Origin of the sequence: Pseudomonas sp. 2(2015) (genome assembly GCF_000955865.1) — a bacterium.
Taxonomy (GTDB): Bacteria; Pseudomonadota; Gammaproteobacteria; order Pseudomonadales; family Pseudomonadaceae; genus Aquipseudomonas.
On record NZ_JYOF01000018.1, the window covers coordinates 40,288 to 65,790 of the forward strand.

The 25,503-nt window shown below is 65.5% G+C and carries 21 protein-coding genes; 2 read left to right on the forward strand and 19 right to left on the reverse strand.

Annotation, left to right across the window (positions count from 1 at the left end):
• Positions 1-5: 5 nt before the first annotated feature.
• The 6 genes from UB48_RS21810 to UB48_RS21835 all read right to left on the reverse strand — a co-directional run bounded on the left by UB48_RS21810 (position 6) and on the right by UB48_RS21835 (position 5,605).
• Positions 6-806 (reverse strand): AraC family transcriptional regulator, encoded by an 801-nt coding sequence (locus tag UB48_RS21810; protein ID WP_045200911.1) that lies wholly within the window; start codon positions 804-806, stop codon positions 6-8.
• Positions 807-1,724 carry a pyridoxal-phosphate dependent enzyme gene (locus UB48_RS21815; protein WP_045200913.1) on the reverse strand — a complete coding sequence of 306 codons (918 nt, stop codon included), beginning with the start codon at positions 1,722-1,724 and terminating at the stop codon, positions 807-809. It lies immediately after the preceding gene.
• A 79-nt stretch (positions 1,725-1,803) separates the two neighbouring features.
• Positions 1,804-2,268, reverse strand: coding sequence for a sterol desaturase family protein (locus UB48_RS21820; protein WP_045200915.1), 465 nt, complete (start codon positions 2,266-2,268; stop codon positions 1,804-1,806).
• Between the two features lie 54 nt (positions 2,269-2,322).
• A complete protein-coding gene (locus UB48_RS21825; protein ID WP_045200917.1) occupies positions 2,323-3,264 on the reverse strand; it encodes an HlyD family secretion protein in 942 nt (313 codons plus the stop codon).
• Between the two features lie 3 nt (positions 3,265-3,267).
• Positions 3,268-3,468, reverse strand: a complete 201-nt coding sequence (locus tag UB48_RS21830; protein ID WP_010226052.1) for a DUF1656 domain-containing protein — start codon at positions 3,466-3,468, stop codon at positions 3,268-3,270.
• Positions 3,458-5,605, reverse strand: a complete 2,148-nt coding sequence (locus UB48_RS21835; protein ID WP_045200919.1) for an FUSC family protein — start codon at positions 5,603-5,605, stop codon at positions 3,458-3,460. The genes UB48_RS21830 and UB48_RS21835 overlap by 11 nt, the downstream gene beginning before the upstream one ends.
• A 459-nt stretch (positions 5,606-6,064) precedes the next feature.
• On the opposite strand from UB48_RS21835, the gene UB48_RS21840 reads away from it, so the two are divergent.
• Entirely contained in the window at positions 6,065-6,772 is a 708-nt protein-coding gene (locus UB48_RS21840; protein WP_045200921.1) for an MgtC/SapB family protein, read from the forward strand.
• Here UB48_RS21840 and UB48_RS21845 read toward each other — a convergent pair.
• On the reverse strand, positions 6,769-6,981 hold the full coding sequence (locus UB48_RS21845; protein WP_045200923.1) for a hypothetical protein: 213 nt from the start codon (positions 6,979-6,981) through the stop codon (positions 6,769-6,771). The two genes, UB48_RS21840 and UB48_RS21845, sit on opposite strands and share 4 nt — an antisense overlap.
• A 191-nt stretch (positions 6,982-7,172) precedes the next feature.
• Between UB48_RS21845 and UB48_RS21850 the strand changes: the two genes are divergently transcribed.
• Positions 7,173-8,084, forward strand: a complete 912-nt coding sequence (locus tag UB48_RS21850; RefSeq protein ID WP_045200925.1) for a LysR substrate-binding domain-containing protein — start codon at positions 7,173-7,175, stop codon at positions 8,082-8,084.
• Positions 8,085-8,170: 86 nt separating this feature from the next.
• Here the strand turns inward: UB48_RS21850 and UB48_RS21855 are convergent, their stop codons facing one another.
• From UB48_RS21855 to UB48_RS21910, 12 genes are all read right to left on the reverse strand, one after another.
• The gene (locus UB48_RS21855; RefSeq protein WP_045200927.1) at positions 8,171-9,211 is read right to left on the reverse strand and encodes an ABC transporter substrate-binding protein; all 1,041 of its coding nucleotides are present in this window, start codon (positions 9,209-9,211) and stop codon (positions 8,171-8,173) included.
• 53 nt (positions 9,212-9,264) lie between these two features.
• On the reverse strand, positions 9,265-10,647 hold the full coding sequence (locus UB48_RS21860) for an aspartate aminotransferase family protein (protein ID WP_045200929.1): 1,383 nt from the start codon (positions 10,645-10,647) through the stop codon (positions 9,265-9,267).
• Positions 10,644-12,083 (reverse strand): APC family permease, encoded by a 1,440-nt coding sequence (locus tag UB48_RS21865; protein ID WP_045200931.1) that lies wholly within the window; start codon positions 12,081-12,083, stop codon positions 10,644-10,646. Before UB48_RS21865 ends, UB48_RS21860 begins: the two co-directional genes overlap by 4 nt.
• 76 nt (positions 12,084-12,159) lie before the next feature.
• A complete protein-coding gene (locus UB48_RS21870) occupies positions 12,160-13,626 on the reverse strand; it encodes an aldehyde dehydrogenase (protein ID WP_275560545.1) in 1,467 nt (488 codons plus the stop codon).
• 43 nt (positions 13,627-13,669) lie between these two features.
• Positions 13,670-14,833, reverse strand: coding sequence for an acetylornithine deacetylase (gene argE, locus UB48_RS21875; protein ID WP_045200934.1), 1,164 nt, complete (start codon positions 14,831-14,833; stop codon positions 13,670-13,672).
• On the reverse strand, positions 14,826-15,500 hold the full coding sequence (locus UB48_RS21880) for a DUF1028 domain-containing protein (RefSeq protein ID WP_045200936.1): 675 nt from the start codon (positions 15,498-15,500) through the stop codon (positions 14,826-14,828). Before UB48_RS21880 ends, argE begins: the two co-directional genes overlap by 8 nt.
• 10 nt (positions 15,501-15,510) lie before the next feature.
• A complete protein-coding gene (locus UB48_RS21885; protein WP_003201555.1) occupies positions 15,511-15,921 on the reverse strand; it encodes a RidA family protein in 411 nt (136 codons plus the stop codon).
• A complete protein-coding gene (locus UB48_RS21890; RefSeq protein ID WP_045200941.1) occupies positions 15,921-17,237 on the reverse strand; it encodes an NAD(P)/FAD-dependent oxidoreductase in 1,317 nt (438 codons plus the stop codon). Before UB48_RS21890 ends, UB48_RS21885 begins: the two co-directional genes overlap by 1 nt.
• Before the next feature lie 175 nt (positions 17,238-17,412).
• Positions 17,413-18,600: an HlyD family efflux transporter periplasmic adaptor subunit gene (locus UB48_RS21895; protein ID WP_045200943.1), complete on the reverse strand. Its 1,188-nt coding sequence runs from the start codon at positions 18,598-18,600 to the stop codon at positions 17,413-17,415.
• Entirely contained in the window at positions 18,590-20,761 is a 2,172-nt protein-coding gene (locus UB48_RS21900) for a type I secretion system permease/ATPase (RefSeq protein WP_045200945.1), read from the reverse strand. The genes UB48_RS21895 and UB48_RS21900 overlap by 11 nt, the downstream gene beginning before the upstream one ends.
• Positions 20,751-22,025: a TolC family protein gene (locus UB48_RS21905; RefSeq protein ID WP_045200947.1), complete on the reverse strand. Its 1,275-nt coding sequence runs from the start codon at positions 22,023-22,025 to the stop codon at positions 20,751-20,753. The genes UB48_RS21900 and UB48_RS21905 overlap by 11 nt, the downstream gene beginning before the upstream one ends.
• Positions 22,025-25,503 (reverse strand): Ig-like domain-containing protein (locus tag UB48_RS21910; RefSeq protein WP_045200951.1); only part of this gene is annotated, 3,479 nt, incomplete at its 5' end. The genes UB48_RS21910 and UB48_RS21905, both read right to left, overlap by 1 nt.

Here is a 25,503-nt window from a genome sequence, read left to right on the forward strand (position 1 = left end):
ACGGGTTAGCGCTTAAGCACCTTCAGGCCCCGCGGTGGCGCGCCGTAGGTGCGGCGAAACAGGCGGCTGAAATGGGCCTGGTCGTAGAAGCCCAGGTCCAGGGCAATTTCACTCAAGGGCTGCCCGGCCAGCACCCGCGGCAAGGCCCGCTCCAGACGCAGGTGGGTCAACCATTGCTGGGGCGGCAAGCCGCAGTGATTGCGAAAGCGGCGCAATAGCTGCCACGGGCTCAAATCAACGAATGCAGCCATTTCTTCCAGGCTCGGCGGCTGATCCAGGCGCGACTCCAGCCATTCACGCAACTGCCGCCAACGCTGTGGATCAAAACCGTTGCTGTGCTCGTTCACTTTGAGGGTGGAACCCAGCCCGAGCAGCAGCGCCAGGGTTTCCCACAGGTGACTTGCAAACGCCAGCGGGTCGTGCTGCTGGTGCAAACCATTAAGCAGCTGCTGCAACTGCGGGTGGCGCAGTTGCAAGGCATTGAGGTTGGGCAGGCCCTGGCGGCCGTCGCTCAGGTCACGGCTGACCTCGGCCAGCCAGCCAGGATCAAGGGTCAGGATACGGATGCCGTAGCCCTGGTCATCGGCACTGGCGCCGTCGTGCACGTGCTCCGGGGCCATCAGCAGGATGTCCCCGGCCCCGGCCAGCTGGCGCGTGCCGCCAGCGGCGTAGCGCTGCTGGCCGGTGACGATCAGGCCGATGTGGTACTCCAGGTGAAAATGCCGGGGAAAGGCAAATTGCTGGTAACGGGCATCGATCAGGCGTACGCCTGGATGCCCGGGAGCCTGATGGACGACGCTATCCAACTAGCAGGCCGCGCGCCATTGGCGGATCTGGTCGAGGGTTGCGGTGACGCCGCCACACACGATCACCAGCACCTTCTGGTGCTGCTTGAGCTCGGCCGTGGGCGCGTACGCCAGGGCCAGGGCTGCACCGCAGGCGGGCTCGACCAGGATGCGCTGGTCGAGCAGGAACTGCTCGCAGGCGTCCAGCGCCGCCTGGTCACTGACCACATGGCTGACCACCGGCCGCTCCTGGCTCCACTCGAAGGCGCGCTGGCACACTTGCTTGGCCGCCAGCGAAGTGGCCACGGTGTTGACCCCGTCCAGCGCCACCAGCTGCTTTTGCGCCATGGCCGCGGCCAGTGACGCGGCGCCGCTGGTTTCTACGGCAAACACCGGCACCTGGCCCCAGCCGTTGCGCGCCAGGCCTTCACAGACCCCCGACAACAAACCACCGCCGCCGACCGCGACCACTACCGCATCGGGCTTGAAGCGGGTAGCGGCGACCTCGTCGATCATGCTCGCGTGGCCTTGCCACAGCAGCGGGTCGTCGAAGGGGTGGATATAGGCGTCATCCTCGCCCATCAGCGACAGCGCCAGGGCATTGGCCTCGTGCCAGGCCTTGCCATGCACGATCACCTCGGCCTGTTCCTGGCGAATCAGCTGCTTGGCCCGCTCGGTGGTGGTCTCCGGCACCACCACGGTCACCGCCAGGCCGAGAATGCGCCCGGCCACGGCCACGGCGATGCCGGCATTACCGCCCGAGGACGACACGAAGCGGCGCTTGCCCTGTTTGGCATAGGCTTCACAGGCAGCGCCGATGCCGCGCAGCTTGAACGAGCCGGAGGGCTGCAGCGCGTCGAGCTTCAGCCAGACCTCCAGGCCACTGGCCAGGCTCAACGGACGCGAGGCGATCAACGGGGTTTCGATGTGCAGGCTCATACGCTTCTCCATGTACAGAACACTACTACCTTACGCATGCGGCACCGGACAATCTTGTATGAAATTGCGCGCCTGCGGGTCAACCCCGGCGCCGCGCGCGCAATTGCTGCTTGATCTTGTGCATGGGCGGTGCATACAGGAACCCGAACGAGACATTGTTATCCCGCCCCTTCAGCGCATGGTGGAGAAGGTGCGCGCGGTACAAGCGCTTGAGGTAACGGTTGCGCGGCCGTGGCGCAAACGGCCAGTGGCGGTGGACGATGCCGTCATGGATGATCACGTAGATCACCCCGAACGCCGCCACGCCCGCCCCCACCCACTGCAACGGCGCATGCCCGGCGCGGCCGATGGCCACCAGGGCCAAGGCGATCAGGGCCAGGGCCAGCAGGTAGAGGTCGTTGGTTTCCAGCGCCCCCAGGTGCGGTTCATGGTGCGAGCGATGCAGGAACCAGCCCCAGCCGTGCATGATGTAGCGATGCGCCAGGTAGCCGATGCCCTCCATGGCCGTCAGGGTGCAGAGAAATACAGCGAGGTTGAGGATCATGCGTCGAGCTTCGCGTGGCTGGGCAGAAACGCCGCAAAGCCTACCACCTCGACCCTATTCGCGCACCGTCACCGTCGCCGTGGTACCGGCCCGCAGGTCGGCTTTGCCGGCAAAGCCTGGGTCGATGTCGATGCGCACCGGCACCCGCTGGGCCAGCTTCACCCAGGTGTAGCTGGGGTTGATGTTGGCCAGCAGGCGGTTGCCAGGGGCGTTTTCGCGGTCGGTGATGGCGTAGGCGATGCTCTGCACCGTGCCCTGGAAGCGTTCGCCGCTCATCAGGGCGATGTCGACCTTGCTGCCCGGGTGGATGCGCGGCAGCTTGGTTTCCTCGAAATAGCCGCTGATATGGAACGAGCCGCTGTCGACCAGCGCCAGTAAAGGTCCGCCGGCCGTGGCGTAGTCGCCCTGGCGGGTCAGCAGGTTGGTCACATAACCGCTGACCGGGGCAACAATCTGTGTGCGTTGCAGGTCAAGCTCGGCCTGGGTCAAGGCGGCAGTGGCCAGTTGCACGTTGGCGGTGGCCAGGCTCAGGTTGGCCTGGCCGCGCATCAGTTCGGCCTGGGCCACGGCCACGTCGGTGCTGGATTTCTCCCATTCTTCACCGGAGATGGCAAAGCCTTGCTTGAGGGTGCGGCGCCGTTGTTCTTCGCTCTGGCGCTGCTTGAGCAAGGCCTGGCTTGAGATGATCGCCGCCTGGGCCAGGCCTTCGCTGGCCCGCGCCACTTCGATGGCGCGGCGCGCATGTTCGACCGCCAGGGCATAGCGCTCGGGGTCGATTTGCAGCAGCAACTGGCCTTGGTCGACGTGCTGGTTATCCGCCACCTTGAGGCTGACGATGCGCCCGGCGACATCCGCCGACAGCGTCACCACGTCGGCGCGCACCCGCGCATCGCGGGTCCAGGGCGCGCGGGTGTAATGCTCCCAGGCAAACCAGCCGAGCAGCAGCGCCAGTACCACCACAACCAGGGTCGAAACCTGGGCCACAAGTTTGTTCAAGGTTCAGCTCCCCATGTACAGGATGATCAAGGCGCACAGGCAGGCGTACAGCGCGCCTTCAAACAATGCCGGATGCCAGACCCGCTGCATCACCCCAAGCTTTTGCAGCAGCCAGAGCACGGCGATCAACAGCGGTATGGCCAGCAGCAGGGCCTGGGCGATCGGCGGCAGGTAGACGCCGCCAATCTCGAAATCAATGGGCAAGGGCCGGGGCTCCTTCGGCAGCGGGTTCAAGGTAGGGGCTGTAGTGACGCAAAAAGCCTGCGATCACCAGCAACGCCACACGAATGCGAAACAACGAGCGCAACTGCTCGGCCGGCGCCTGCAGTTGTTCGCCGTGCAGGTTGTCCAGGCGCTCGCCCAACGCCTGCAGGGTCTGCAGCAAGTCTGGCAGCACCAGCGCGGTGCGCCCGGCGATATAGCGGCCAGTGTTGCGCAATACCTGCTCAAGCTGCGCGCGCAGGGCCTCGGGCAGCAATGGGTTGGCCCTGCCCTGCTCCTGCAACTGGCGCAAGGCCACGCCCAGGGCCATGCACGCCAGGTTGACCTCGAACAGCCCCCGCGAGCGCTCATCACGGGTCGCTGGCAGCAGGCCGATAATCAGGGTCAGGCGGTCGAGCATGCGGCTCTCAAAAGCGAACTGGCGCGCGTCCGAGGCCGGGCCCTTGAGCAAGGCATACACCTGTTCGCGGGTTTCACGAAACAGCCGTTCGATGCGCAATTGCGGGTTGAACGGGAAAATCCACGCATACACCATCAGCGACAACGCCGCGCCACACACATAGGCACCAGCGAATTCGAACCATTGCATCGCCGTGTTCTGCCAGGCGCCGATGTTCTGCGGGCCAAACAGCAAGAAGCTCGACAAGCCCAGGCCCATGCCGATGCCGGCGGTCATCGGCCCCGACAGCCCCACCGCCACTACATAGAGCAAGGGCAACAGCAGCAGCGCGAGCATTTCGAAATCGACCACCTGCGGGATCAGCCAGAACTGGTACAGCGCCGACACCAGCAGCGCCAGGCCCAGGCCGCGGGCGTAGTTCTGCGCCGCCATCAGCGGGCGCGGAAAGGTCGCCATCAACGAGCAGAGGATGCCCACCAGAATCATCCCGGCGCGGGCGCCGTCCCAGGCGGTTTCGATCCAGATCAGCCCGGCCGCGACCAGGGCAATAAAGGCGCGGCTGGCGTTCATCGCCGCCAGGCGCCAGTCCAGGTGCAAGGGATTGCTGCGGCCCTGGCGGTACAGGCAGTCGCCGGCACGGCCTTCCTGGATGGCATCGCTGAGTTCGAGCATTTCGCCGAGCTGTTCGAGCAGGCGCGCCTGCTCCCAGCGCAAGGCCCAGGCCAATGAGCGAAGCGGCGTTGGCAGGTCGCTTTGCAGCTGCTCGGCCTGTAGCGCGGCCTGGTCGAAACGCCCCTGCAAGGCGCTGAAATGCTCGCGTGCCTCGGCTGGCAAGGCCCGGCCCTGCTGCGCCAGTTGGTCGAGAAAGGCCAGCTCGTCGGCCAGCAAGCGGCTGATGAACTCCGGGTAACTGCCCTGCCAGCGCTCGGCGATCATCAGCTTCTGGTTACGCAGCACCGTCAGCCGCGAGCTGAGCAGCACCAACTGGTTGCCGAGCAGTTGCACCAGGCCGTTGGCCCCGCGCAAATGCGGGGCGTCGAAATACAGGTGGCGGCGCAGGCCTTCCAGGGCGCTGATCTCGCCAAGGATCTGCATCTGCCGCTTGCTGAACTCGGCCGCGCTCTCTTCACCGCGAATCGCCGCCGCAGCGTGGCTGGCCATCAGCTTGATGAGGTTGTCGACCTTGGCAAAATAGCCCGTGGCCACTGCCTGCGGCCGTGCACTGAGCAGGCTCACCGCACACACGCAGGCCACCGCCAGCAGGGTTTCGGTGACCCGGGTAATGGCCAGCATCAGGGTGTTGTCCTGCTCGGGGATCGCCAGCATCGCCACCACCACGGCGGTAAAGCCGCTGAGCACAAAGGCATGCGAGCTGGTGTAGCGCAGCAAGGTGCCGCCGGCGGTACACAGGGCCAGCCACAGGGCCAGGGTGATAATGAACGGCAATGGCGCCTGCGCGAATACCGCCATGATCAACACCGCCACCGCCGCGCCGAGGGTGGTGCCGAGCACCTGGGCGAAGCTGCGTTGCAGGGTCATGCCGCCCAGCGGCTGGCTGACGATGAACACCGCCATCACCGACCACTTCGGTTGGTCGAGGTCGAAGATGAACGCCAGGTACAGGGTCAACAGGCAGGCAACGATGGTCCGCAAGGCGAAGCGCAGGGTATCCGCACCGGGATGCAGCACCAGCCGCCAGTAATTGATCAAAGGTTGCACACAGGTCTCTCGAAAGTCCTTTCAGGGAACAGTAGCTTTTGAAGCGCACCTGGGAAAGACAACACGATGACCCACAGCGTTGCATATCTGCAACGATCCGCTGCCAATGCAACAATTGTCATGTTTTTACCCTTGACCCTGCGCTGCCCGAGGGTTAGTTTCTCGCCCGCATTTTTGCATGCCTACACAGGAGTCCTGCATTGGACAGTAGCCCTAGTCGATTGCGACAGGTCCACACGGCGCGCTAGTTCAGCAGGTTCCCCCTGTCACTGGCACGCCGAACATGGCGGTCAGTGGCGATTCGCATCCCTTGTGGATGACAAATCCTCATTCTCCTTCCCGCACACCTTGCACCTTCACCGGTGTTGAAGGCCCGTGGCCCTGCGCATTCTCTTTGTTCACGTACATCGCCCACTGGCGATGACAACGCGGCGTATTGCCGTGGATTCGAGGTTTGCTATGGATTGGAAAGTATTTCTGCTGCGCGTCACCGTCGCGCTGGTACTCGGGGCGCTGATTGGCGCCGAACGTCAACTGCGTCAGCGCCTGACCGGCCTGCGCACCAATGCCCTGGTCAGCACCGGCGCCTGCCTGTTCGTGCTGATGACCCAGGCGGTGCCGGGCATGGCCGCCACCGACGCTTCACGGGTTGCCGCCTATGTGGTCTCGGGCATCGGCTTTCTGGGCGGTGGTGTGATCATGCGCGACGGCCTCAACGTACGCGGGCTGAACACCGCTGCGACGCTCTGGTGCACCGCCGCCATTGGCGTGCTGTGCAGCCTGGGGCTGTTGCTGGAGGCGGCGCTGGGCAGCTGCGTGGTGCTCTGCGCCAATATCCTGCTGCGCGACATCGCCCAGCGTCTGAATCATCAGGACGTGCTGCCGGCCAACGAGGCCGAGCAGCGCTTCGAGGTGCGCATCACCTGCCGCGCCGAGGATGAAATCCAGGTGCGCAGCCTGATGCTGCACAGCTTCGGCAACGGCGGCCTGCGCCTGCAGTCGCTGCACAGTGAAGACCTGGCCAACCCGGCCAAGCTGGAAGTACGCGCCGAGCTGATGGGCAGCCCCGATGCGCCCACCCAGCTGGAACGCCTGGTCAGCCGGGTGAGCCTGGAGAAAGGCGTCAGCTCGGTGCGCTGGCAAGTGCACGAGCTGAGCGCCGATTAGCGGCGTTCGTCCGACAGCGGGGTCGGCTGGTCGGGTTCGGGCAGGCGATCGTCCAGGGGCTGGTCGTCGGGCACCCGCTCGACGTCCTCGGGCAGGTCGCGCCGCTGCGGGTCAGAGACATTCGGGTCGCTGAGCGGATCGTGCTCGCGTTGCGGGTTGTTCAGCGGATCTTTCCACAGGGGTTCATCGTCGGGACGTGGCTGGCTCATGGCAGTTACCTCGCAAGAGCGGCGCAAGAAATGCGCGCCGTACAGGTTCGAGGCTGTGCGCGGGTCCGCAGTGCCACCCAGGCGATCAACGGCAGGCCCGGGTAAATATGCTCAATGGCCAGCAAAATCCGCTGCAGCACCGGGCCGTCCAGGGGGTATCGTGTAGCAAAATAATCAGCCAGAGGTGCACTGTGGCGTCCTATACCTTGCGTCAACTGAAGTATTTCGTCACCACCGTTGAATGCGGTAGCGTCGCCGAGGCGTCGCGCAAGCTGTACATCGCCCAGCCGTCGATTTCGACGGCGGTCAAGGGCCTGGAAGACAGCTTCGGCGTGCAGCTGTTCATCCGCCATCACGCCCAGGGCGTGTCGCTGACCCCCGGTGGCGCACGCTTCTACCGCAAGGCCCAGGAACTGCTGCGCATGGCCCGCGAGTTCGAGCAGAACGCCCTGGCCGACAACGACGTGGTCTGTGGCCAGATCGACATCGGCTGCTTCGAGACCGTCGCCCCGCTCTACCTGCCGCGCTTGATCGCAGGCTTTCGCCAGCGTTTTCCGGGGGTGGAGATCCGCCTGCAGGACGGCGAGCAGCAGGAATTGGTGCAAGGCCTGACCGGCGGGCGCTTCGACCTGGCGATCTTCTACGAACATGACCTGGACAGCACCATTGAAACCGAAGCCCTGACCGCGCCCCAGCGCCCCTATGCGCTAGTGCCGGCGGGCCATCGCTTTGCCGGGCAGAAGCAGGTCTCGATCAGGGACCTGGCGCTGGAGCCGATGATCCTCCTCGACGTGCAGCCCAGCCGCACTTATTTCGTGAGTATTTTCGAAGAACTGCAGCTGAGCCCGAACATCGTCTTCAGCTCGCCGTCGATCGAGATGGTCCGCGGCATGGTCGGCCAGGGCTTTGGCTTTGCCCTGCTGGTGACCAAGCCCCATGGCCACAGCACCTATGATGGCCAGGAAGTGGTCTGTGTGGAGATTGCCGAAGATGTCACCGGCTCCGCGCTGGTGGCCGGCTGGCTCAAGCGTGCGCAGCTGACCAAGCCTGCGCAGTTGTTTGTCGATTACTGCAAGGAGCAGTTTGCTGCCTGGCTGGCCTAACGGTTCAACAACATCGCGGGTCAAGTCGAGGCGTCGCACCGCCGCTCCCACATTATCTGTGGGAGCGGGCTTGACCCGCGATGAATTCAGCGCGCCGCCCAGGCGTTGAAGCGCTGCTCCAGCTCCTCGCCATGGTCCACCCAGAACCCGGCATCCACCGCCCGCGCCCCGGCCAGGTTGGCCTCGGCGGTCGGCAACTGTTGCTGGACATTCGCCGGCAGCAGCTTCAGCGCCTCGCGGTGCACCGGCCCGTAGGGAATCTCCTCGGAAAACACCTTCTGGGTTTGTGGCTGGCTGGCAAAGGCAATGAAGTCCTCGGCCAGGGCCTTGTTCGGCGTGCCCTTGACCACCGCCCAGTATTCCGGGTCGTACAGGCTTTGCGGCCAGACGATACTGAGCTTCATGCCCTCCTTCTGTGCCGAGGCGATCCGGCCGTTGTAGGCCGCGCTCATGACCACGTCACCGGCAATCAGCCACTGCGCCGGTTGCGCGCCGGCTTCCCACCACTGGATATTGCCCTTGATCTGGTCCAGTTTGGCAAAGGCGCGGCTCACCCCTTGCGGCGTACCGAGCACTTCATACAGCTGCTCGGGCTTGACCCCGTCGGCGAGCAAGGCGATCTCCAGGGTGTACTTGGCACCCTTGCGCAAGCCGCGCTTGCCGGGGAAGTCGGCAACGTTCCAGAAGTCGGCCCAGGAACTCGGCGCCTTGGCCAGCTTGCCGTTGTCATAGGCCATGACCATCGACCAGACGTAGGTGGCCACCCCGCATTCGCTCAGGGTGCCCGGGACGAACTGCGCCGGGTCGCCGAAGCGCGCCGGATCGAGGCGCTCGAACAGGCCTTCGTCACAGCCGCGCAACAGCTCCGGGCTCTCGACCTCGACCACGTCCCAGCTGGTATGGCCGACATCGACCATGGCCTTGATTTTCGACAGCTCACCGTTGTACTCGCCGGCAACCACGCGTCCTGCACCGCTGGCGTTGAAAGGTTGGAAGTAGGCCTTGTCCTGGGCCTGCTTGGTGGCACCGCCAAAGGAGATGACGGTGAGGTTCTGCGGTGCGGCCGACACCGCGCTGCACAGCACAACCAGGGCAAAGGGAACACAGCAACGCAAGGATCTGGACATGAAGCGGTTCCTCTAATAGGCCGGCACGCCCGCGCGCGCCGGCCGCTTTGGGCTTACAGGCGACCGAATTCGCGGGCGGTACGGTCTACGGCGGTACGGGTCTTGTCGACCAGTTCATCGATGTCGGCGTGGCTGGCCACCAGGGCCGGGGCCATGATCATCCGGCCCAGGGTCGAGCGAATGATCAGGCCTTCTTCAAAGCCGAGGGTGCGGCAACGCCAGGCCATGTCGTTTTCGTTGGCAAAGCGCTTGCGGCTGGCCTTGTCTTCAGCGAGCTGCAAGGCCGCGACCAGGCCTGCGCCCTGCACCTCGCCAATCAGCGGGTGGTTGCCGAACACTTCGCGCAGGCAACGCTGCAGGTAGGGGCCGGTCTCGTGCTTGACGCGGCTGACGATGCCTTCGTCGCGCAGCGCCTTGAGGTTGGCAATTGCCACCGCTGCCGCCACCGGGTGGCCGGAATAGGTCAGGCCGTGGGCGAATACCCCGCCCTGCTCCACCAGCACCTCGGCCATGTGCTTGGACAGAATCAGGCCGCCCATGGGGATGTAGCCGCTGGTCAGGCCCTTGGCGATCGACAGGGTGTCGGGCTCGAAACCAAAATGCTGGTGGGCGAACCACTCGCCGGTGCGGCCAAAGCCGCCGATGACTTCATCGGCGCACAGCAGCACGTCGTACTGCCGGCAGATGCGCTGGATTTCTGGCCAGTAGCTTTCTGGCGGGAAGATCATGCCGCCGGCGCCCTGGAAGGGTTCGGCAACAAACGCGGCGACGTTGTCGGCGCCAAGTTCGAGGATCTTCTCTTCCAGTTGGCGCGCCGCGCGCAGGCCGAACTCGGCCGGGGTCAGGTCGCCTTCGTGGGCAAACCAGTACGGCTCGTCGATGTGCGCAACATCGGGGATCACCCCGCCCATGTCATGCATGAACTTCATCCCGCCCAGCGCCGTGGCGCCCAGGGTCGAGCCGTGGTAGCCGTTCCAGCGGCCGATCATGATCTTTTTCTGCGGTTTGCCGAGGATCTGCCAGTAGCGGCGCACGGTACGGATCAGCACCTCGTTGGCTTCGGAGCCGGAGTTGGTGTAGATCGCGTGGCTGTAGTGCGCCGGCAGCAGGCTGAACAGCAGCTCCGAGAGCTCGACCACCGCCGGGTGGGTGGTGTGGAAGAACATGTTGTAGTACGGCAGCTGCTCCAGCTGCTGGCTGGCGGCTGCGGCCAGGTCCTTGCGGCCATAACCGAGGTTGGTGCACCACAGCCCCGACATGCCGTCCAGGTAGCGCTTGCCGTCGTTGTCCCACAATGCCAGGCCTTCGCCACGGACGATCACCCGCGGGCCTTCGGCGTTCAGTGCTTTCTGGTCGAGAAAGGCATGAATGTGGTGCGCGGCATCCGCTGCCTGGTAATCGCCGGTGCTACGGGCAGGTTTGACGTGAGCGGTCATTGCGAATCTCCTTGCGGGTCTTTATCGGTTTGAGTGCCCAGCACGCTTGCCAGCGGCTCGGGCTTGAACAGTGGCTTGCCCATCACGCCCTTGATCCACAGCACGGCGATGATCGAGACGATCAGCAGCACCAGGCCTGCGTAGGCAAAAATCGAAAAGGTCATGTCCGGGCTGGGCGAGACGTTCCAGATCGCAAACAGCATGCCGGCGATGCCAAACAGCTGCGGCAACGGGTAGAACGGCGTGCGGAACGGCCGCGCCACGTGCGGGTAGCGCCGGCGCAGGGCAATGACGTTGACGTGGGTGATGATGTAGGCCAGCAGCCAGGCCAGGGCGGCCGACAACAGCAGCTGATTGATGGCATCGGCATGGTCGTGCATCAGCAGCAATGGCAGGCCGGTGACCGCGGCAATGAACAGCACCGCCACCCAGGGCGCGCCGGTGCGCTTGCCCTGGCGCTTGAACACGCCGAAGGCCTGGCCGTTGCGGGCCATGCCATAAAGCATGCGCGGGATCGCCGCCAGCGAACTGTTGAGGGTGCTGCAGGTGGCGGTGATCGCGGCGGTAACCAAAAACACTTTGCCGGCCTCCCCGAACACCGTGGTGGCGAACAGGTAATGCGGCAGGCCGTTGCTGGCCAGCTCCGCCTGCGGCACGGTGAGCAAGGCGCCCAGGCCGTACAGGCAGATGATCACGAAGATGATGGTCAGGCCGAGCATCATCGAGCCCGGGATGTTGCGCTCCGGGCGGCGGGTTTCTTCTACCAGCGGGCAGACGAACTCGGCGCCGACAAAGCCCCACACCGCCATCGCGGTCAGGGCGATCACCCCCAGGCCCAACGGGTTCCAGTGGGCGCTGTCGAACAGCGCCGGGTTGGGCGCGACGATGTCGCTGTTCATCGCGCTCAGGCCCATCACCAGCAGCACCACGGTCATCACCATCGCCAGCACGGTTTGCAGGCGGGCGAAGATGTCGATGTTGAACAGGTTGAGCACAGTGAACAGCGCCAGTACACCCAGGGCCACGGTAAGCGGTGGCATCGAGTGTGGGTAGACCTTGTCGATGATGAACTCCATCAGCAACAGCTCGGCCGACAGCGCGAACATCGCCACCACGATATAGCCGGAAAAGGTCGCGAGGATCGCCGGGAACTGGCCGATGGCGACTTCGGTGTAGCTGCTCAGGCTGCCGGCGCGGGGGATCATCAGCGCCAGTTCCGAGAACGAACAGGCGTAACTCAGGGCCAGCAGGTAAGCCAGGCCCAGCGGCACGATAAAGCCCAGGCCGGCGATGCCGACGCCTTGCAGCATCAGCACCATGACGCCCTGGGACACCACCAGGCCGATGGCCACCGCCAGCAGCGCGGTAAGGCCGAGTTTCTTGCGACTTGCAGGCGGCGCCAGGGCGCCGGTTTGCACGCTTGCATTGCTGTTCATCGGGTGCTCCGAATTGTTGTTATTAGGTGTTGCCTGTGCTGGCCTCATCGCGGGTCAAGCCCGCTCCCACAGGCCATCAGCCGCGCAGCTGAATCCAGGTCGTTTTCAACTGCGTGTACTTGTCGAACGAATGCAACGAGAGGTCGCGGCCAAAGCCCGACTGCTTGCCGCCGCCAAAGGGCACGCAGACGTCCAGGGCATCGACGGTATTGACCGACACCGTGCCGGCATTCAGCCGCCGGGCGACGCGGTGGGCGCGGTTGAGGTCGTCGGTCCACAGCGACGCCGCCAGGCCATAGATGTGATCGTTGGCCATGGCCACCGCCTGGTCTTCGTCATCGAACACGCTGACCGCCAGCACCGGGCCGAACACTTCTTCGCGGGCCAGGGTCATGTCGGCGGTGACGCCGGTAAAAATCGTCGGCTCGATGAAGTTGCTCGAACCGTCGAAACTCAGCTGTCGACCACCACACACCAGTTGCGCGCCTTCAGCCTGGGCCTGCTCGATGTAGTGCATGATCCGCTGCGCCTGGCGGCTGTCGACAATGGCCCCGGCCCGGCTTGCCGGGTTCAGCGGGTTGCCCGGCAGCCACTGGCGCGCCTTGACGATCAGCCGCTCGATGAACGCGTCGGCGATCGAACGTTGCAGCAGCAGGCGCGAGTTGGCCGAGCAGACTTCGCCCTGGTTGAAGAAGATGCCGAACGCGGCTTTCTCGGCCGCCAGGTCCAGGTCCTGGCAATCGGCGAACACCAGGTTCGGGCTCTTGCCGCCGCATTCCAGCCACACCTGCTTGAGGTTCGACTGCGCGGCGTATTGCATGAAGTACTTGCCGACTTCGGTGGAGCCGGTAAACACCAGGGCATCGACGTCCATGTGCAGGCCCAGTGCGCGACCGGCCTCCTCGCCCAGCCCCGGCACCACGTTGAGCACGCCCTTGGGCAGGCCCGCTTCAATCGCAAGCTCTGCCAGGCGCAGCGCCGAGAACGGCGACTGCTCGGCGGGCTTGAGCACCACGCTGTTACCGGCGGCCAACGCCGGGGCGAGTTTCCAGGCGGCCATGTCCAGCGGGAAATTCCACGGCACCACCGCCCCGATCACCCCCAGCGGCACGCGGGTGATGGTCGCCAGGGCATTGCTGGCGGTCGGCGCCACCTGGTCGTAGAGCTTGTCGAGGCTTTCGCCGTACCAGGCGAACACCTGGGCCGCGCCCGGCACGTCGATGTTCCAGGCATCCATCACCGGCTTGCCCATGCTCAGCGAGTCGAGCAAGGCCAGTTCGGCGCGGTGCTCGAGCATCAACTGCGCCAGGCGCAACAGCACGGCCTTACGCTCGCCGGGCGCCATCTTTGCCCAAGGGCCTTGTTCGAAGGCCTGGCGGGCGCTGCGCACGGCCAGGTCAACCTCGGCCTGGCCGCAAGCGGTGACCTTGGCCAGCAATGTGCCGGTGGCCGGGTTGATCACCTCGAATCGTGCGCCGCTTGCGGCCTGGCAGGCCTCGCCTTGAATAAATGCGCTGTCGATCAGGCGCTGCTGTTGCGCCAGGCTGGTCCACTGGTTGAAATCGTTCACTGCAGACTCCTTGTTGTTATCCGTTATTGGAGAGGTATTCGGCCAGGCGATCCATCAGGCGGTCACAGGCCGCCATCTGCTCGACGCTGACAAATTCATCCGGCTTGTGACCCTGCTCCATGCTGCCCGGCCCGCACACCACCGCCGGGATTCCGGCCTCATCGAACAGGCCGCCTTCAGTGCCAAAGGCCACGGTGCTGAAGGCATCGCTGCCGCACAGTTGCGCCACCAGTTGCGCTGCGGCGCTTTGCGGTGCGGTGGCCAGGCCCGGGTAGGCCGAGATCGCTTCGAAGCGGATCGCCGTGTCAGCCTTGACCGCCTGCATGGCCGGCAGCAGGGTGTGCTGCGCGTAGGTGTGCAGCTCGTCCACCACCGCCTGCGGTTCGAACGCCGGCAAGGCACGCACCTCAAAGTCGAAGCGGCAATCGGCCGGGACGATGTTCAGCGCCGTACCGCCCTGGATCACCCCGACCTGCACGGTGGAAAACGCCGGGTCAAAGCGTTGGTCGTGATGCTGCGGCGCGGCCAGGCGCTGGCCGATCTCGCCCAGGCGAGCGATCAGCCGCGCCGCCTGCTCGATGGCGTTGACGCCATAAGGCGCATAGGCCGAATGGCACGGCGCGCCGTGTACATGGCAACGCATGGCCAGCTTGCCCTTGTGGCCAAGCACTGGTTTGAGCTCGGTCGGCTCGCCAATCAGGCACAAGGCCGGTTGCGCGATGCGCTGGGGCAGCACCTCGAGCAGGCTGCGTACGCCCAGGCAGCCGACTTCCTCGTCATACGAGAACGCCAGGTGCACCGGCCGGCGCAGCGGGCTTTTAAGAAACACCGGCACCGCTGCCAGTACCGAAGCCAGGTAGCCTTTCATGTCGGCGGCGCCGCGGCCGTACAGCTTGCCGTCACGCTCGGTGAGGCTGAACGGCTCGACTGTCCACGCCTGGCCGTCCACCGGCACCACATCGGTATGGCCCGACAGCACCACACCGCCCGCCACTGCCGGGCCAATGCTGGCCAGCAGGTTGGCCTTGGTCCGCTGCGTGTTGTAGATCAGCTCGCAGCTCACGCCCAGGCCGTGCAGGTAGTCGCGGACGAACTCGATCAAGGCCAGGTTCGAATCGCGGCTGACCGTGGCAAAGCCGATCAGGCTGGCCAACAATGCACGGCTGCGCAGCTCACTCATCGCCCGGCACTCCGTAGCTTGGCGCCAGGGTCGGGTTGAGGGCGCGGGTCAGGTAGTCCTGCAACTGCGGCTCATAGGCGTTCCAGAGCTTGCCCAATTCGCCGATGGGGTTGTCGTCGACCCAGTCGACGCGCAGGTCAACGATCGGCCAGACCAGCTCGCCGACCACCGACAGCGCCGCCGAATGCACCGCCCCGGCTTCGCCGCCGGCGTCCTGGCCGGCCTCAAGGGCGGTCAGCAAACGCGCGGCCAGGCAGCCTTCGCTGCGCTCGAAGGCCTCGACCATGCGCTCGATCACCGCGCTGTTGGCCAGCAGGTTGCCGGCGGCCACGCATTGTTCGCCGGCCACGGCATGGTTGATACCCAGCGCATGATTACCGCTGAACACCGCGGTGCGGCCCTGGGCATCGACCACTGCCACCTGGCGGTACTGGCTGTAGCCGTTGCGGGTCAAGGCGCGGTCCAGGGCCTGGTGCGGCGCCAGGCCTTCGTCCAGGCCATCGAGGATCTGCGGGCCGAGGGCCGGCAAGGTGATGTTCTGGCTCGACACCGCACCGACGCCTGTGCGCAGCCACGGGCAGCGAGCACCGACGGCGATGCTTGAAGAGCTGATGGCAACGCCCAGCTGGCCGGTTTCGGCGCAGCGGCCAACGATGGAGAAGGTCATGGCACGCTCCTTATTCGGGGATGACCGCGATCACGTCGATTTCCATCAGCCACTGCGGCTGGCCGAGGGCGCTGACCACCAGGCCGGTGGAGATCGGGAACACGCCCTTGAGCCATTTACCGACTTCCTGGTACACCGGCTCGCGATAGCGCGGGTCGATCAGGTAGGTGGTGGTCTTGACGATATGGCTGAGGTCGCTGCCGGCCTCCTCCAGCAGTTGCTTGACGTTGCGCATGGCCTGCTCGGCTTGCGCCCGCGGGTCACCCAGGCCGACCAGCTGGCCATTGAAGTCGGTACCCACCTGGCCGCGCACATACACGGTGTTGCCGGCACGCACGGCCTGGCACAGGTCGTTGTCCAGGGTCTGGTTGGGGTAGGTGTCTTTGGTATTGAACATGCGAATACGGGTATGAGTAGGCATCAACGGGCTCCCATGAGGCTGGCTGGTTGGCTGGACGCTTGCTGTTCGGCCTGGCGCTGCGAAGCGTCGCGGTAATTGAGGTAGGTGCGCTGTTTGGCGATGTGATCGGCGATGTGCTTGGCGTCGTGCCACACCCCCCAGATAAACGCCGAGCCGCGCCGCGACAGCCAAGGCAGGCCGACGAAGTACACCCCCGGCTCGCTGGACACGCCGCGCTGGTGCCGGGGCTTGCCGTTGTCCTTGAAGGCGTCGACCTGCAGCCAGCTGTAGTCCACCGAATAACCGGTGGCCCAGATGATGGTGCCGACCCCGGCCTTGGCCAGGTCGAGTTCCAGCAACGGTTGGGTCAGGCATTGCGGATCAGGGAGAATTTCCCGCGCTTGCGGCTCTTGCGGCAGGTCCAGGCCATTGCGGGCAATGTAGGCGTCGGCGGCATCGAGCAGCGCCAGGTAGTTCTCGTCGCCGCGGGCGATGTTTTCGGCCAGGTTGGCTTCAAAGCTGACCACGCCGTTATCAAAGCCCTTGGTCAGGCCGACCAGGGTCATGCCTTGTTGGGCCAGGCGGCGAAAATCCACGGTGTGGCCGCCGCGGGCACCGCTGACGGCGATAGTCACGTGCTCCTTGCCCGGCTGCATGGTCTCGGCATCCCACTCGCCGAGCACCCCCAGCCACCAGCAGAAGTCACGGTTGCGGTAGGCCCGTGGCGGCCGGTCGTGGGCGCCGACCGAGAGGTACACCTGCTTGCCGGCGCGCTGCAGTTCATCGGCGATCTGCACCCCCGATGAGCCGGCGCCAACCACCAGCACCGCGCCTTCAGGCAACTGCTGCGGGTTGCGGTAGGCGGCCGAGTGCATCTGCAATACGTTCGACTGCTTCGGCGCAATCGGCGGGATCACCGGGCGCTGGAACGGGCCGGTGGCAACTACCACCTGCTGGGCCTCGATCAGGCCATCGCTGGTGTGCACGGTGAACCCCGGACGATCGCTGTTGCGCAGCACCTGGGTAACTTCGACGCCAGTGCGGATCGGTGCGTTGAATTTGCGCGCGTAGGCTTCGAAGTAATCGGCCACCTGGTCTTTACCAGCGAAGGCGTCCGGGTCGAGGCCGTCGAACTCCAGGCCCGGGAAGCGGTCGTGCCAGGCCGGCCCATTGGCCACCAGCGAATCCCAGCGACCGGTGCGCCAGGCTTCGGCGATACGGTTGCGCTCCAGCACCAGGTGCGGCACGCCCAGGCGGCTCAGGTGTTCACTCATGGCCACGCCGGCTTGCCCGGCGCCCACTACGAGCGTATCGATCTTGGTTTTATTGATTGTCATGTCTGCGCCCTACTGAGTTGTCCCACGCGGGTGGCCGTGGGAGGGTGTAGGTCGCATTCTGGGAGAGCGCGAAGAAAGGCGAAATTATGATTTTTGTGGTTGTTGGAGAGTAAAAAACTAAGGGCTGCGTTGCAGCCCTTCGCCGGCAAGGCCGGCTCCCACAGGAACCAGCTAGCTAGTAAAGGCGCGCTTTGACCAGCGGCCTGATCAGATAATTGAGCACCGTGCGCTTGCCGCTGAGGATATCCACCTCGGCAACCATGCCGGGGATGATCGGCAGCACCTCATCGCCCTTCTTCAGCTGGCTGCCGTCGGTTTTGATCAGCACCTGGTAGTACGACTCTTTGCCGCGCGGGGTGTCTTCCTCGATGGTGTCGGCGCTGATCTGCTCCAGGGTGCCCTTGAGGTCGCCATAGATGGAGAAGTCGTAGGCGGTGATCTTGACCTTGGCCGGCATGCCCGGCACCAGGAAGGCCACGTCCCGCGGCTTGATTCGCGCCTCGACCAGCAGGCGCTCTTCTACCGGGATCACCTCCATGATCGCCTCGCCCGGCTGGATCACCCCGCCGCGGGTGTTGATCAGCACAGTGTTGACCCGCCCGCGCACCGGCGACAGGATCTCGGTGCGGCGCAACTGGTCCTGGCGCTGCTGGATGATCGGCTCCAGGGCGCTGAGGTCGGCCTTGCGCTGCGAGCGCTCGGTGTAGGCGTCCTGGAAATAGGTGTTCTTCAGCTCGGTGAGCTTGCCGTTGAGGGTGGCGATGTCCTGGCTGAGTTTCAATGCCTCCATCTGGCTGACCGCGCGCTTGGCCACCAGCGGGCGCACCAGGTCGAGCTGGCTCTGGGCCAGGCGGATCTGCGCCTGGATCGAGCGGGTGTTTTCCAGCAACTTGCCGCGCCGCGACTTGAACAGCTCGCGCTCGGAGCGCGCCAACGGGCTGTCGGCGTCAACCCCGGGGCCGAACTCGATGCGTTCCTTGCCCAGCACCTCGGCATCCAGACGGGCGATCGCCGCGCGCAGGCCGTCGGCCTGGTTGGTCGACTCCTGGACGTTGGTCAGAAAGCGCGTTTCATCCAGGCGCACCAGCGGCTGGCCAACCTCCACCAGGTCGCCCTCCTTGACCAGCAGGCGGTCGAGGATGCCGCCTTCCAGGCTCTGGATCTTCTGGATGCGGCTGTACGGCACCACCCGACCATCGCCACGGGTGACCTCGTCGAGCTCGGCCCAGGCCGCCCAGGCGATAGCGATGAGGATGCAGGCCAGCAACAGCCACAACAGCGGCCGGTACACCGGGTGGGTCACCGCCAGCAGCGGGTCGGCCAGCTCGCGGCGCAGTTTCGCCGCCTTGCGCTCAGAGTCCATGTGCACCTCCTGCGGCCTGTGGGGCCTGTACCTGACTGCCCTGCACCACCTGGTCCAGCGGGCCATCCATGATCACCCGGCCCTGGCGCAGCACCACCGCGCGCTCGACCAGGGCAAGCATGCTTTTTTTGTGCGTGGTGATGATCAGGGTACGTTTGCCCAGCCATTGCTGCAGGTAGTCGATCACCTGTTTTTCGCTGGTCTGGTCGAAGGCTGCGGTGGGTTCGTCGAGCAGCAGTATTGGCGGGTCTTGCAGCAGTACCCGGGCCAGGCCCACGGCCTGGCGCTGGCCGCCAGACAAACTGGCGTTGCCCTGCAGCGGCATGTCCAGGCCCAGCGAATGGCTGCGCACGAAAGCGCCGAGGCCGACGCCGTCGAGGGTTTCCAGCAGTTCGTCATCGCTCAGGGCGGCGCTTTCGAGGTTGAGGTTGTCGCGCAGGCTGCCCTGGAACAACGCCACCTCCTGGGGCAGGTAGCCAATACCGCGCTGGCGGTCGGCCGGGTCGATCTGGCTGAGGGCGACGTCATCGAGCAGCAGGCGCCCGGCCTGGGCATCGAGCAAGCCGCTGAGCAGGCGCAGCAGGGTCGACTTGCCGGCGCCGTTGCCGCCCAGCAGCGCTACCCGCTCGCCGGCCTGGATGGTCAGTGCCTGAATGTCCACCACCGGCGGGCTGTCACCGTGGCTCAGGCGCACGCCTTCAAGGCGAAAGTGCCCGTGCAGGTGCGGCTTGTGCACGAAGCGCTTGCCCTGGGGCCGCTCCTGCTCGGCGGCCATCAACTGGTCGAGGCCTTCCATGGCCACCTTGGTGTGCTGCCAGCGCCCGAGAATGCCAGCCGCCTGGGACAGCGGCGCGATGGCTCGCGAGGCGAGGATCGAACAGGCCACCAGGGCACCGACGGTCATCGCCCCTTCGCTGATGCGGTAGACACCGAACACCACCACGCCGACATAGCACAATTGCTGGACGATGCTCGAGGCGTAGCTCAGGCTCGAGGCCAGGGCGTGGGTTTTCATTGCCGTGCTTGAAAGCTCGCCGGTCAGGGTTTCCCACTGCTGCAGGCAACGGCCTTCGGCGCGGGTGGCCTTGACCGTTTCCAGGTGCTCGAAGGCTTCTAGCAGCACGCCGTTTTTCATCGCCCCTTCGCGCAGGTTCTGCCGCGACAGATTACCCAGCAGGCGCTGGGTCAGCAGCCCCGGCAGTACCATCAGCACACAGGCGACGATCGGAACCCAGACCACCTGGCCGCCGATCAGGGCAATGATCAACAAAAAGATCAGTACGAACGGCAAGTCGCTGATCAGCGCGGCGCTGGATGAGGTGAAGAACTCGCGCACCGACTCGAACTCGCGCACCTGGGTGCTGAAGGCGCCCATGGACGCTGGCTTGGCGGCGATCCGCGTGCTCAGCACCCGCGAGAACAACAAGCTGGAGAGCTGCAGGTCGAGGCGCTTGCCCAGCACGTTGAGCAAATGCCCGCGCATGATCCGCAGCACGCCGTCGAGGACAATCGCCAGGGCCACGCCGCTGGCCAGAATCCACAGGGTGTCGAAGGCGGCGTTGGGCACCACGCGGTCATACACCTGCATGGCGAACAGCGCCGAGGCAATCGCCAGGACGTTGGCCACCAGGGCGGCGGCGGCCACTTCGGCGTAAGAACGCCAGAGCTTTTTCAGCGGGCCGAAAAACCAGTGCTCGGGCACCGCCCTGGCGTAATCCCCTACCCGCTCGTCGGCGCGAAACCGGCACTTGGCGAACACCGCCGTGCCGCTGTACAGCGCCGCCAGTTCAGCCAGGGGCAAACGCTCGCCGCCGCCATCGCTCTGCGGTACCAGCACCTGAGCGTGCTCAGCGTCGAGCTTGACCAGCACCAGGCTGCGCCCGTCGTTAAGCAGCAGCAGCGCGGGCAGCAGGTAGTTGTCCATCTGCGCCAGCGGCAGTTGATCGACCCGCGCGGTGATATCGGCGCGGCGCAACGCCCGGGCGACCATGCGCAGCGGCAGGCGGCCGTGCTCCAACGGCAAGCCGTCGACCAGCTCGGCATCGCCCAGCGGCCGCCCCAATTGCCGGCACAGCAACAGCAAGCCCTCGCGCAGCGGATCGTTGAGAGGGTCGTGGTTGAGCACCACGACGTTGTCGGCAATCCTGTTGTCAGCTTCCATTCAAGCGATTCTCCACCAGTGGGCCCAACAAGCCGACCTGTGCGGCCGCCCGGTACTCGATGCGTTTGCGTTCGATGTGCAGGTTGATCAGTTGCCGCTCGGCCTCGAAGCGTTCACGCTGGACGTTGAGCAGGTCGATCACATCGCGCCGGCCCACCTCGAACTGCTCGCGGTACAGCTCGCTGACCTGCGCCGACTCGGTGACCTGCTGCTGCAGCGACTTCTCCCGCCAACCCAGGGTTTCGCTGTTGTCGAACAAGGTCTGCAATTGGCGGCGGATGTCGCGCTGCATGGCATCGGCGGTAAAGCGCGCCGACTCCAGGCGTTGCTGCGCGGCGGTCGGGCGGCGGAAGTTGGACAGGCCCTGGAAGGTGTCCATGCGCAAGCGCAGGGCCACCACCGAGTCGCTTTCCGGATGCCCGCCGACTTCCCGGCGCAAGGCTGTGGCTTCGATATTCAGTTGCGGCAGCAACGACGCCTTGGCCTCGCGAACCTGGGCTTCGGCAACGTTGGCGTCTTCCAGCGCCTTGCGTTGCAAGGGCGCGTCGTGGATCACCCGGGTCAGGTCGCTTGAGGCCAGGTAGCGCTTGAGCGACAGCGGCTCGGGGTCGCTGAGGGCATCGGGTTCCTGGCCAACCAGAAGGGCGTACTGATTGCGGGCATCCTGCAGGGTGCCCTTCTCCAGCGCCAGTTGCTCCTGGGCCCGTGCCAGTTCAAGGTTGGCGCGGTCCAGCTCGCTGCGGTCGGCATAGCCGTCGCCGCCACGGTCTTCGGTCATCTGGCGGATGCCGCCGAGGCGCTGCAGGTGCTCGCGCACCGCCTCGACCCGGCGCTCGGCCGCCAGTACATCCAGGTAGGTCTCGACGATATCCAGCGCGGCATCGTCGCGGGCCACCAGCAGTGCCTGCGACAGTTTGCGCTGGGTGGCGCTGGCGCTGTCGACCTTGCTGTTGACCCGGCCCCAGTCATAGAGCATCTGCGAGGCGGTCAGGTCGTAGACCACATCGCCAAAATCGAACTCCTGCGGCCCGCCAGACACCGACACCGACGGGTAGTAGCCGCCTTTGGCAATCTCCACTTCAGTTCCGGCGCGATCGGCTTCGGCCATCGCCGAGCGCACCTCAGGGTGAATCGCCAGCCCCGCCCGGACCGCCTGGTCCAGCGGCATGGCTGGCGCAACCATCGGCAGGCCCAGCGCCAGCAGCCACAGGGCCACTTGCGCTGGCTGCCGTCCCTTGCGCGCGTACTGCATGCGCGCTGCCATCACACGACAACCTGAACCGTATTGTCCTCGACCAGCAAGATGTTGGCGCCAAAGGTGTAGACGTCATAGTTGACGCCGTTGATCGCCTGGCTGGTCCCGGTGTTCAGCGCCCCGACCACGTTCAGGGTGTCGTTGCTTTCACCGGTGATCTGCAGGGTGTTGTTGGCATCGGTGATGGCGTTGACCTCTGCGGCGGTCAGGGTCAGCACGCTGCCCGAATCGCCCTTGCCCAGGTCGATACGCTCGATATTGCTCAGCGTGCCGACCCCCACCGCGTTGTAGTCCAGGTCGATGCCGTTGGCGAACAACAGGGTATCGAAGCCCGCCCCGCCGTCGATGCTGACAAAGTTGGTGGCGGTGATCTGGATGGTGTCGTTGCCGTCACCCGCCACCACATGATCGCCGGTGCCGACGTTGAAGATCAGGTCGCTGCCGGCCCCGCCATTGATATGCTCGGAACTGCCGTTGGCCCCCGCCAGCACGTCGTCGCCGGCAGTGCCGTTGACGTCGATCTGGCCAATGTTCAGCGACAGGCCGTTGGGCACCAGGGTGATGCCATAGGCGGCGCTGTCGTTGCCCTGACCATCGGTTGAGACAACGTTGAAGGAGATCTGCGAGCCAAGGTTGAGGATGTCGGTAATGTTCAGCCCCAACTGGGTGAGGACGCTCTGGCTCAGCAGGTTCAGGGCAAAGTGCCCAGTGCCATCGGCGTTGATTGGCAGCAATTCGACGTTCAGCACCGGGGTGATGACGCGAATCACCAAGCTGGAACCAGCCTCGGTGGTACCGCTGAAGCCAAACCTGGGGTTCAGCGGGTTGAGGCTGACATCAACCCCGAAGCCGCCGATGGTCACCGGCTGCTCGATGCTGGCGCCAATGCCGATGCTGGCGACGTTGCTCGGGTTGCCGGCCGGGTCGCGGCCGACCACCGAGACCTGGGCACTGAGCAGTTGGTCCCAACTGAAGTCGATGTCAAGGTCAGTGAGCAGGTTCAGCGACGCCAGCCCGCTGTTGTCGGCGGTTACCGTTACCGTAGCGACTACCCCGCCGACGGTCAGGTTGACGGTCAGCTCGGTGCCAGGTTCGGCTGAGATGGTCAGCAGGTTGCCGACCAGCGACAGCACCGGGGTGGCCGGCGGCACGGTGTCGATGGTGAACGGTGCCGGCGTCGAGGCGGCGCCGCCGTTGATGTCGGCCGTGACGGTCGAGGCGCCCTGCGGGAACGGCCCCTGCCCGCCTGGCGGGGTCAGGGTCAGGGTCACGCTGCCAGCGCTGATATCACCGGCCGTCAGGGTATGGCTGACCTCGGCTTCATAGCCGTTCTGGCCGGCGAACTTGACGGTGACCACCTGGCCGGCCTGCATGGTCGGCCGCACGCTCACGTTGACCTGGATGCCATCGCTGATTTCGGCGGCGTTGATCCAGGTATCGGCGGCTTCCGGCACGCTGATGGTTGGCGGCGCCAGGTCCGGGGCAATGACGCTGCCCGGGCCGCTGACGTTGCCGGCCGCATCCACCGCCACCGCCGACAGCAGCTCGCCGGTAATCAGTGGTGGTGCGAACGGCAGGCTGAAGTTGCCGCTGCCATCGACGTTGACCGTGATCGGGTTGGCGCTGTCGCCGTTGACCACGATGCGCACCTGGCTGTTGGCCTCGGCGGTACCGGTGAGCAACGCGCCGTCGGCACTGATGCTCAGCACCGGCGCGCCCGGTGCCACGCTGTCGACCGTGGTGGTTGCCGGCCCGCTGTCATTGCCGGCGGCGTCCTCGGCCACGGCATTGACCACGGTGCCGTTGGCCAGCGGGCTGGCCGGGGTGAAGCTCCAGTTGCCGCTGCCATCGGCGGTGGTCTCACCAATCGGGTTGCCGCCGCCATCGGTGAGCGTGACCTTGGCGCCGATTTCGGCAGTACCGCTGATGACCGCGCCGTTGCTCGGGTTGATCACCGGTGCGGCAGGCGCCACGGAATCCACTGTGGTGCTAGCCGGGCCGCTGTTGTTGCCGGCGGCGTCCTGGGCCACGGCATTGACCACCGTGCCGTTGGCAAGTGGCGCGCCGGGGGTGAAGCTCCAGTTGCCGCTGCCATCAGCAGTGGTTTGACCGATCGGGTTGCCGCTGCCGTCAGTAAGGATGACCTTGGCACCGATCTCGGCGGTGCCGCTGATGACCGCGCCATTGCTCGGGTTGATAACGGGTGCGCCAGGCGCCACGGCATCGACGGTGGTGCTGACCGGCCCGCTGCTGTTGCCGGCGGCATCCTGGGCCAGCGCGTTGATCACAGTGCCGTTGGCCAATGGCACGCCTGGGGTAAAGCTCCAGTTGCCGCTGCCATCAGCAGTGGTTTGACCGATCGGGTTGCCGCTGCCGTCGGTGAGAATGACCTTGGCGCCGGCTTCGGCGGTACCGACAATGATCGCGCCGTTGCTCGGCTCGATTACCGGTGCGGCCGGCGCCAAGGCGTCAACCGTGGTACTGACCGGGCCGCTATTGTTGCCGGCAGCATCCTGGGCCACGGCATTGATCAGCGTGCCATTGGCCAATGGCGAACCCGGAACAAAGCTCCAGTTGCCGCTGCCATCAGCGGTGGTTTGACCAATCGGATTGCCGCTGCCATCGGTAAGAATGACCTTGGCGCCGATTTCCGCGGTGCCGGTGATCACTGCACCATTGCTCGGGTTGATCACCGGCGCGGCAGGCGCCACGGCATCCACCGTGGTGCTGGCCGGGCCGCTGCTGTTGCCGGCAGCGTCCTGGGCCACGGCATTGACCACGGTGCCATTGGGCAACGGGCTGGCCGGGGTGAAGCTCCAGTTGCCACTGCCATCGGCAGTGGTTTGACCAATCGGGTTGCCGCTGCCGTCGGTAAGGATGACCTTGGCACCCGCCTCGGCGGTGCCGCTGATCGCTGTACCATTGCTCGGATTGACCACCGGCGCGCCGGGCGCCACGGCATCAACCACCGTACTGGCCGGGCCGCTGTTGTTGCCGGCGGCGTCCTGGGCGACGGCGTTGACCACCGTGCCATTGGCCAACGGCGGCAGTGGTGTGTAGCTCCAGTTGCCGCTGCCATCGGCGCTGGTCTGACCGATCGGGTTGCCGCTGCCATCGGTGAGGATCACCGTGGCATTGGCTTCGGCAGTACCGACAACAACTGCCCCGTTGCTGGCATTGATCACCGGTGTTGCCGGTGCCACGGCATCCACCGTGGTGCTGGCCGGGCCGCTGCTGTTGCCTGCGGCGTCCTCGGCCACGGCGTTGACCACGGTGCCATCGGGCAGCGGCGTGCCTGGCACGAAGCTCCAGTTACCGCTGCCATCGGCGGTGGTTTCACCAATCGGGTTGCCACTGCCATCGGTCAGAACGACCTTGGCGCCGATTTCGGCGCTGCCGCTGATGACCACGCCGTTACTGACGTTGACCACCGGCACCGCAGGCGCCACGGCATCCACCGTGGTACTGCCCGGGCCACTGCTGTTGC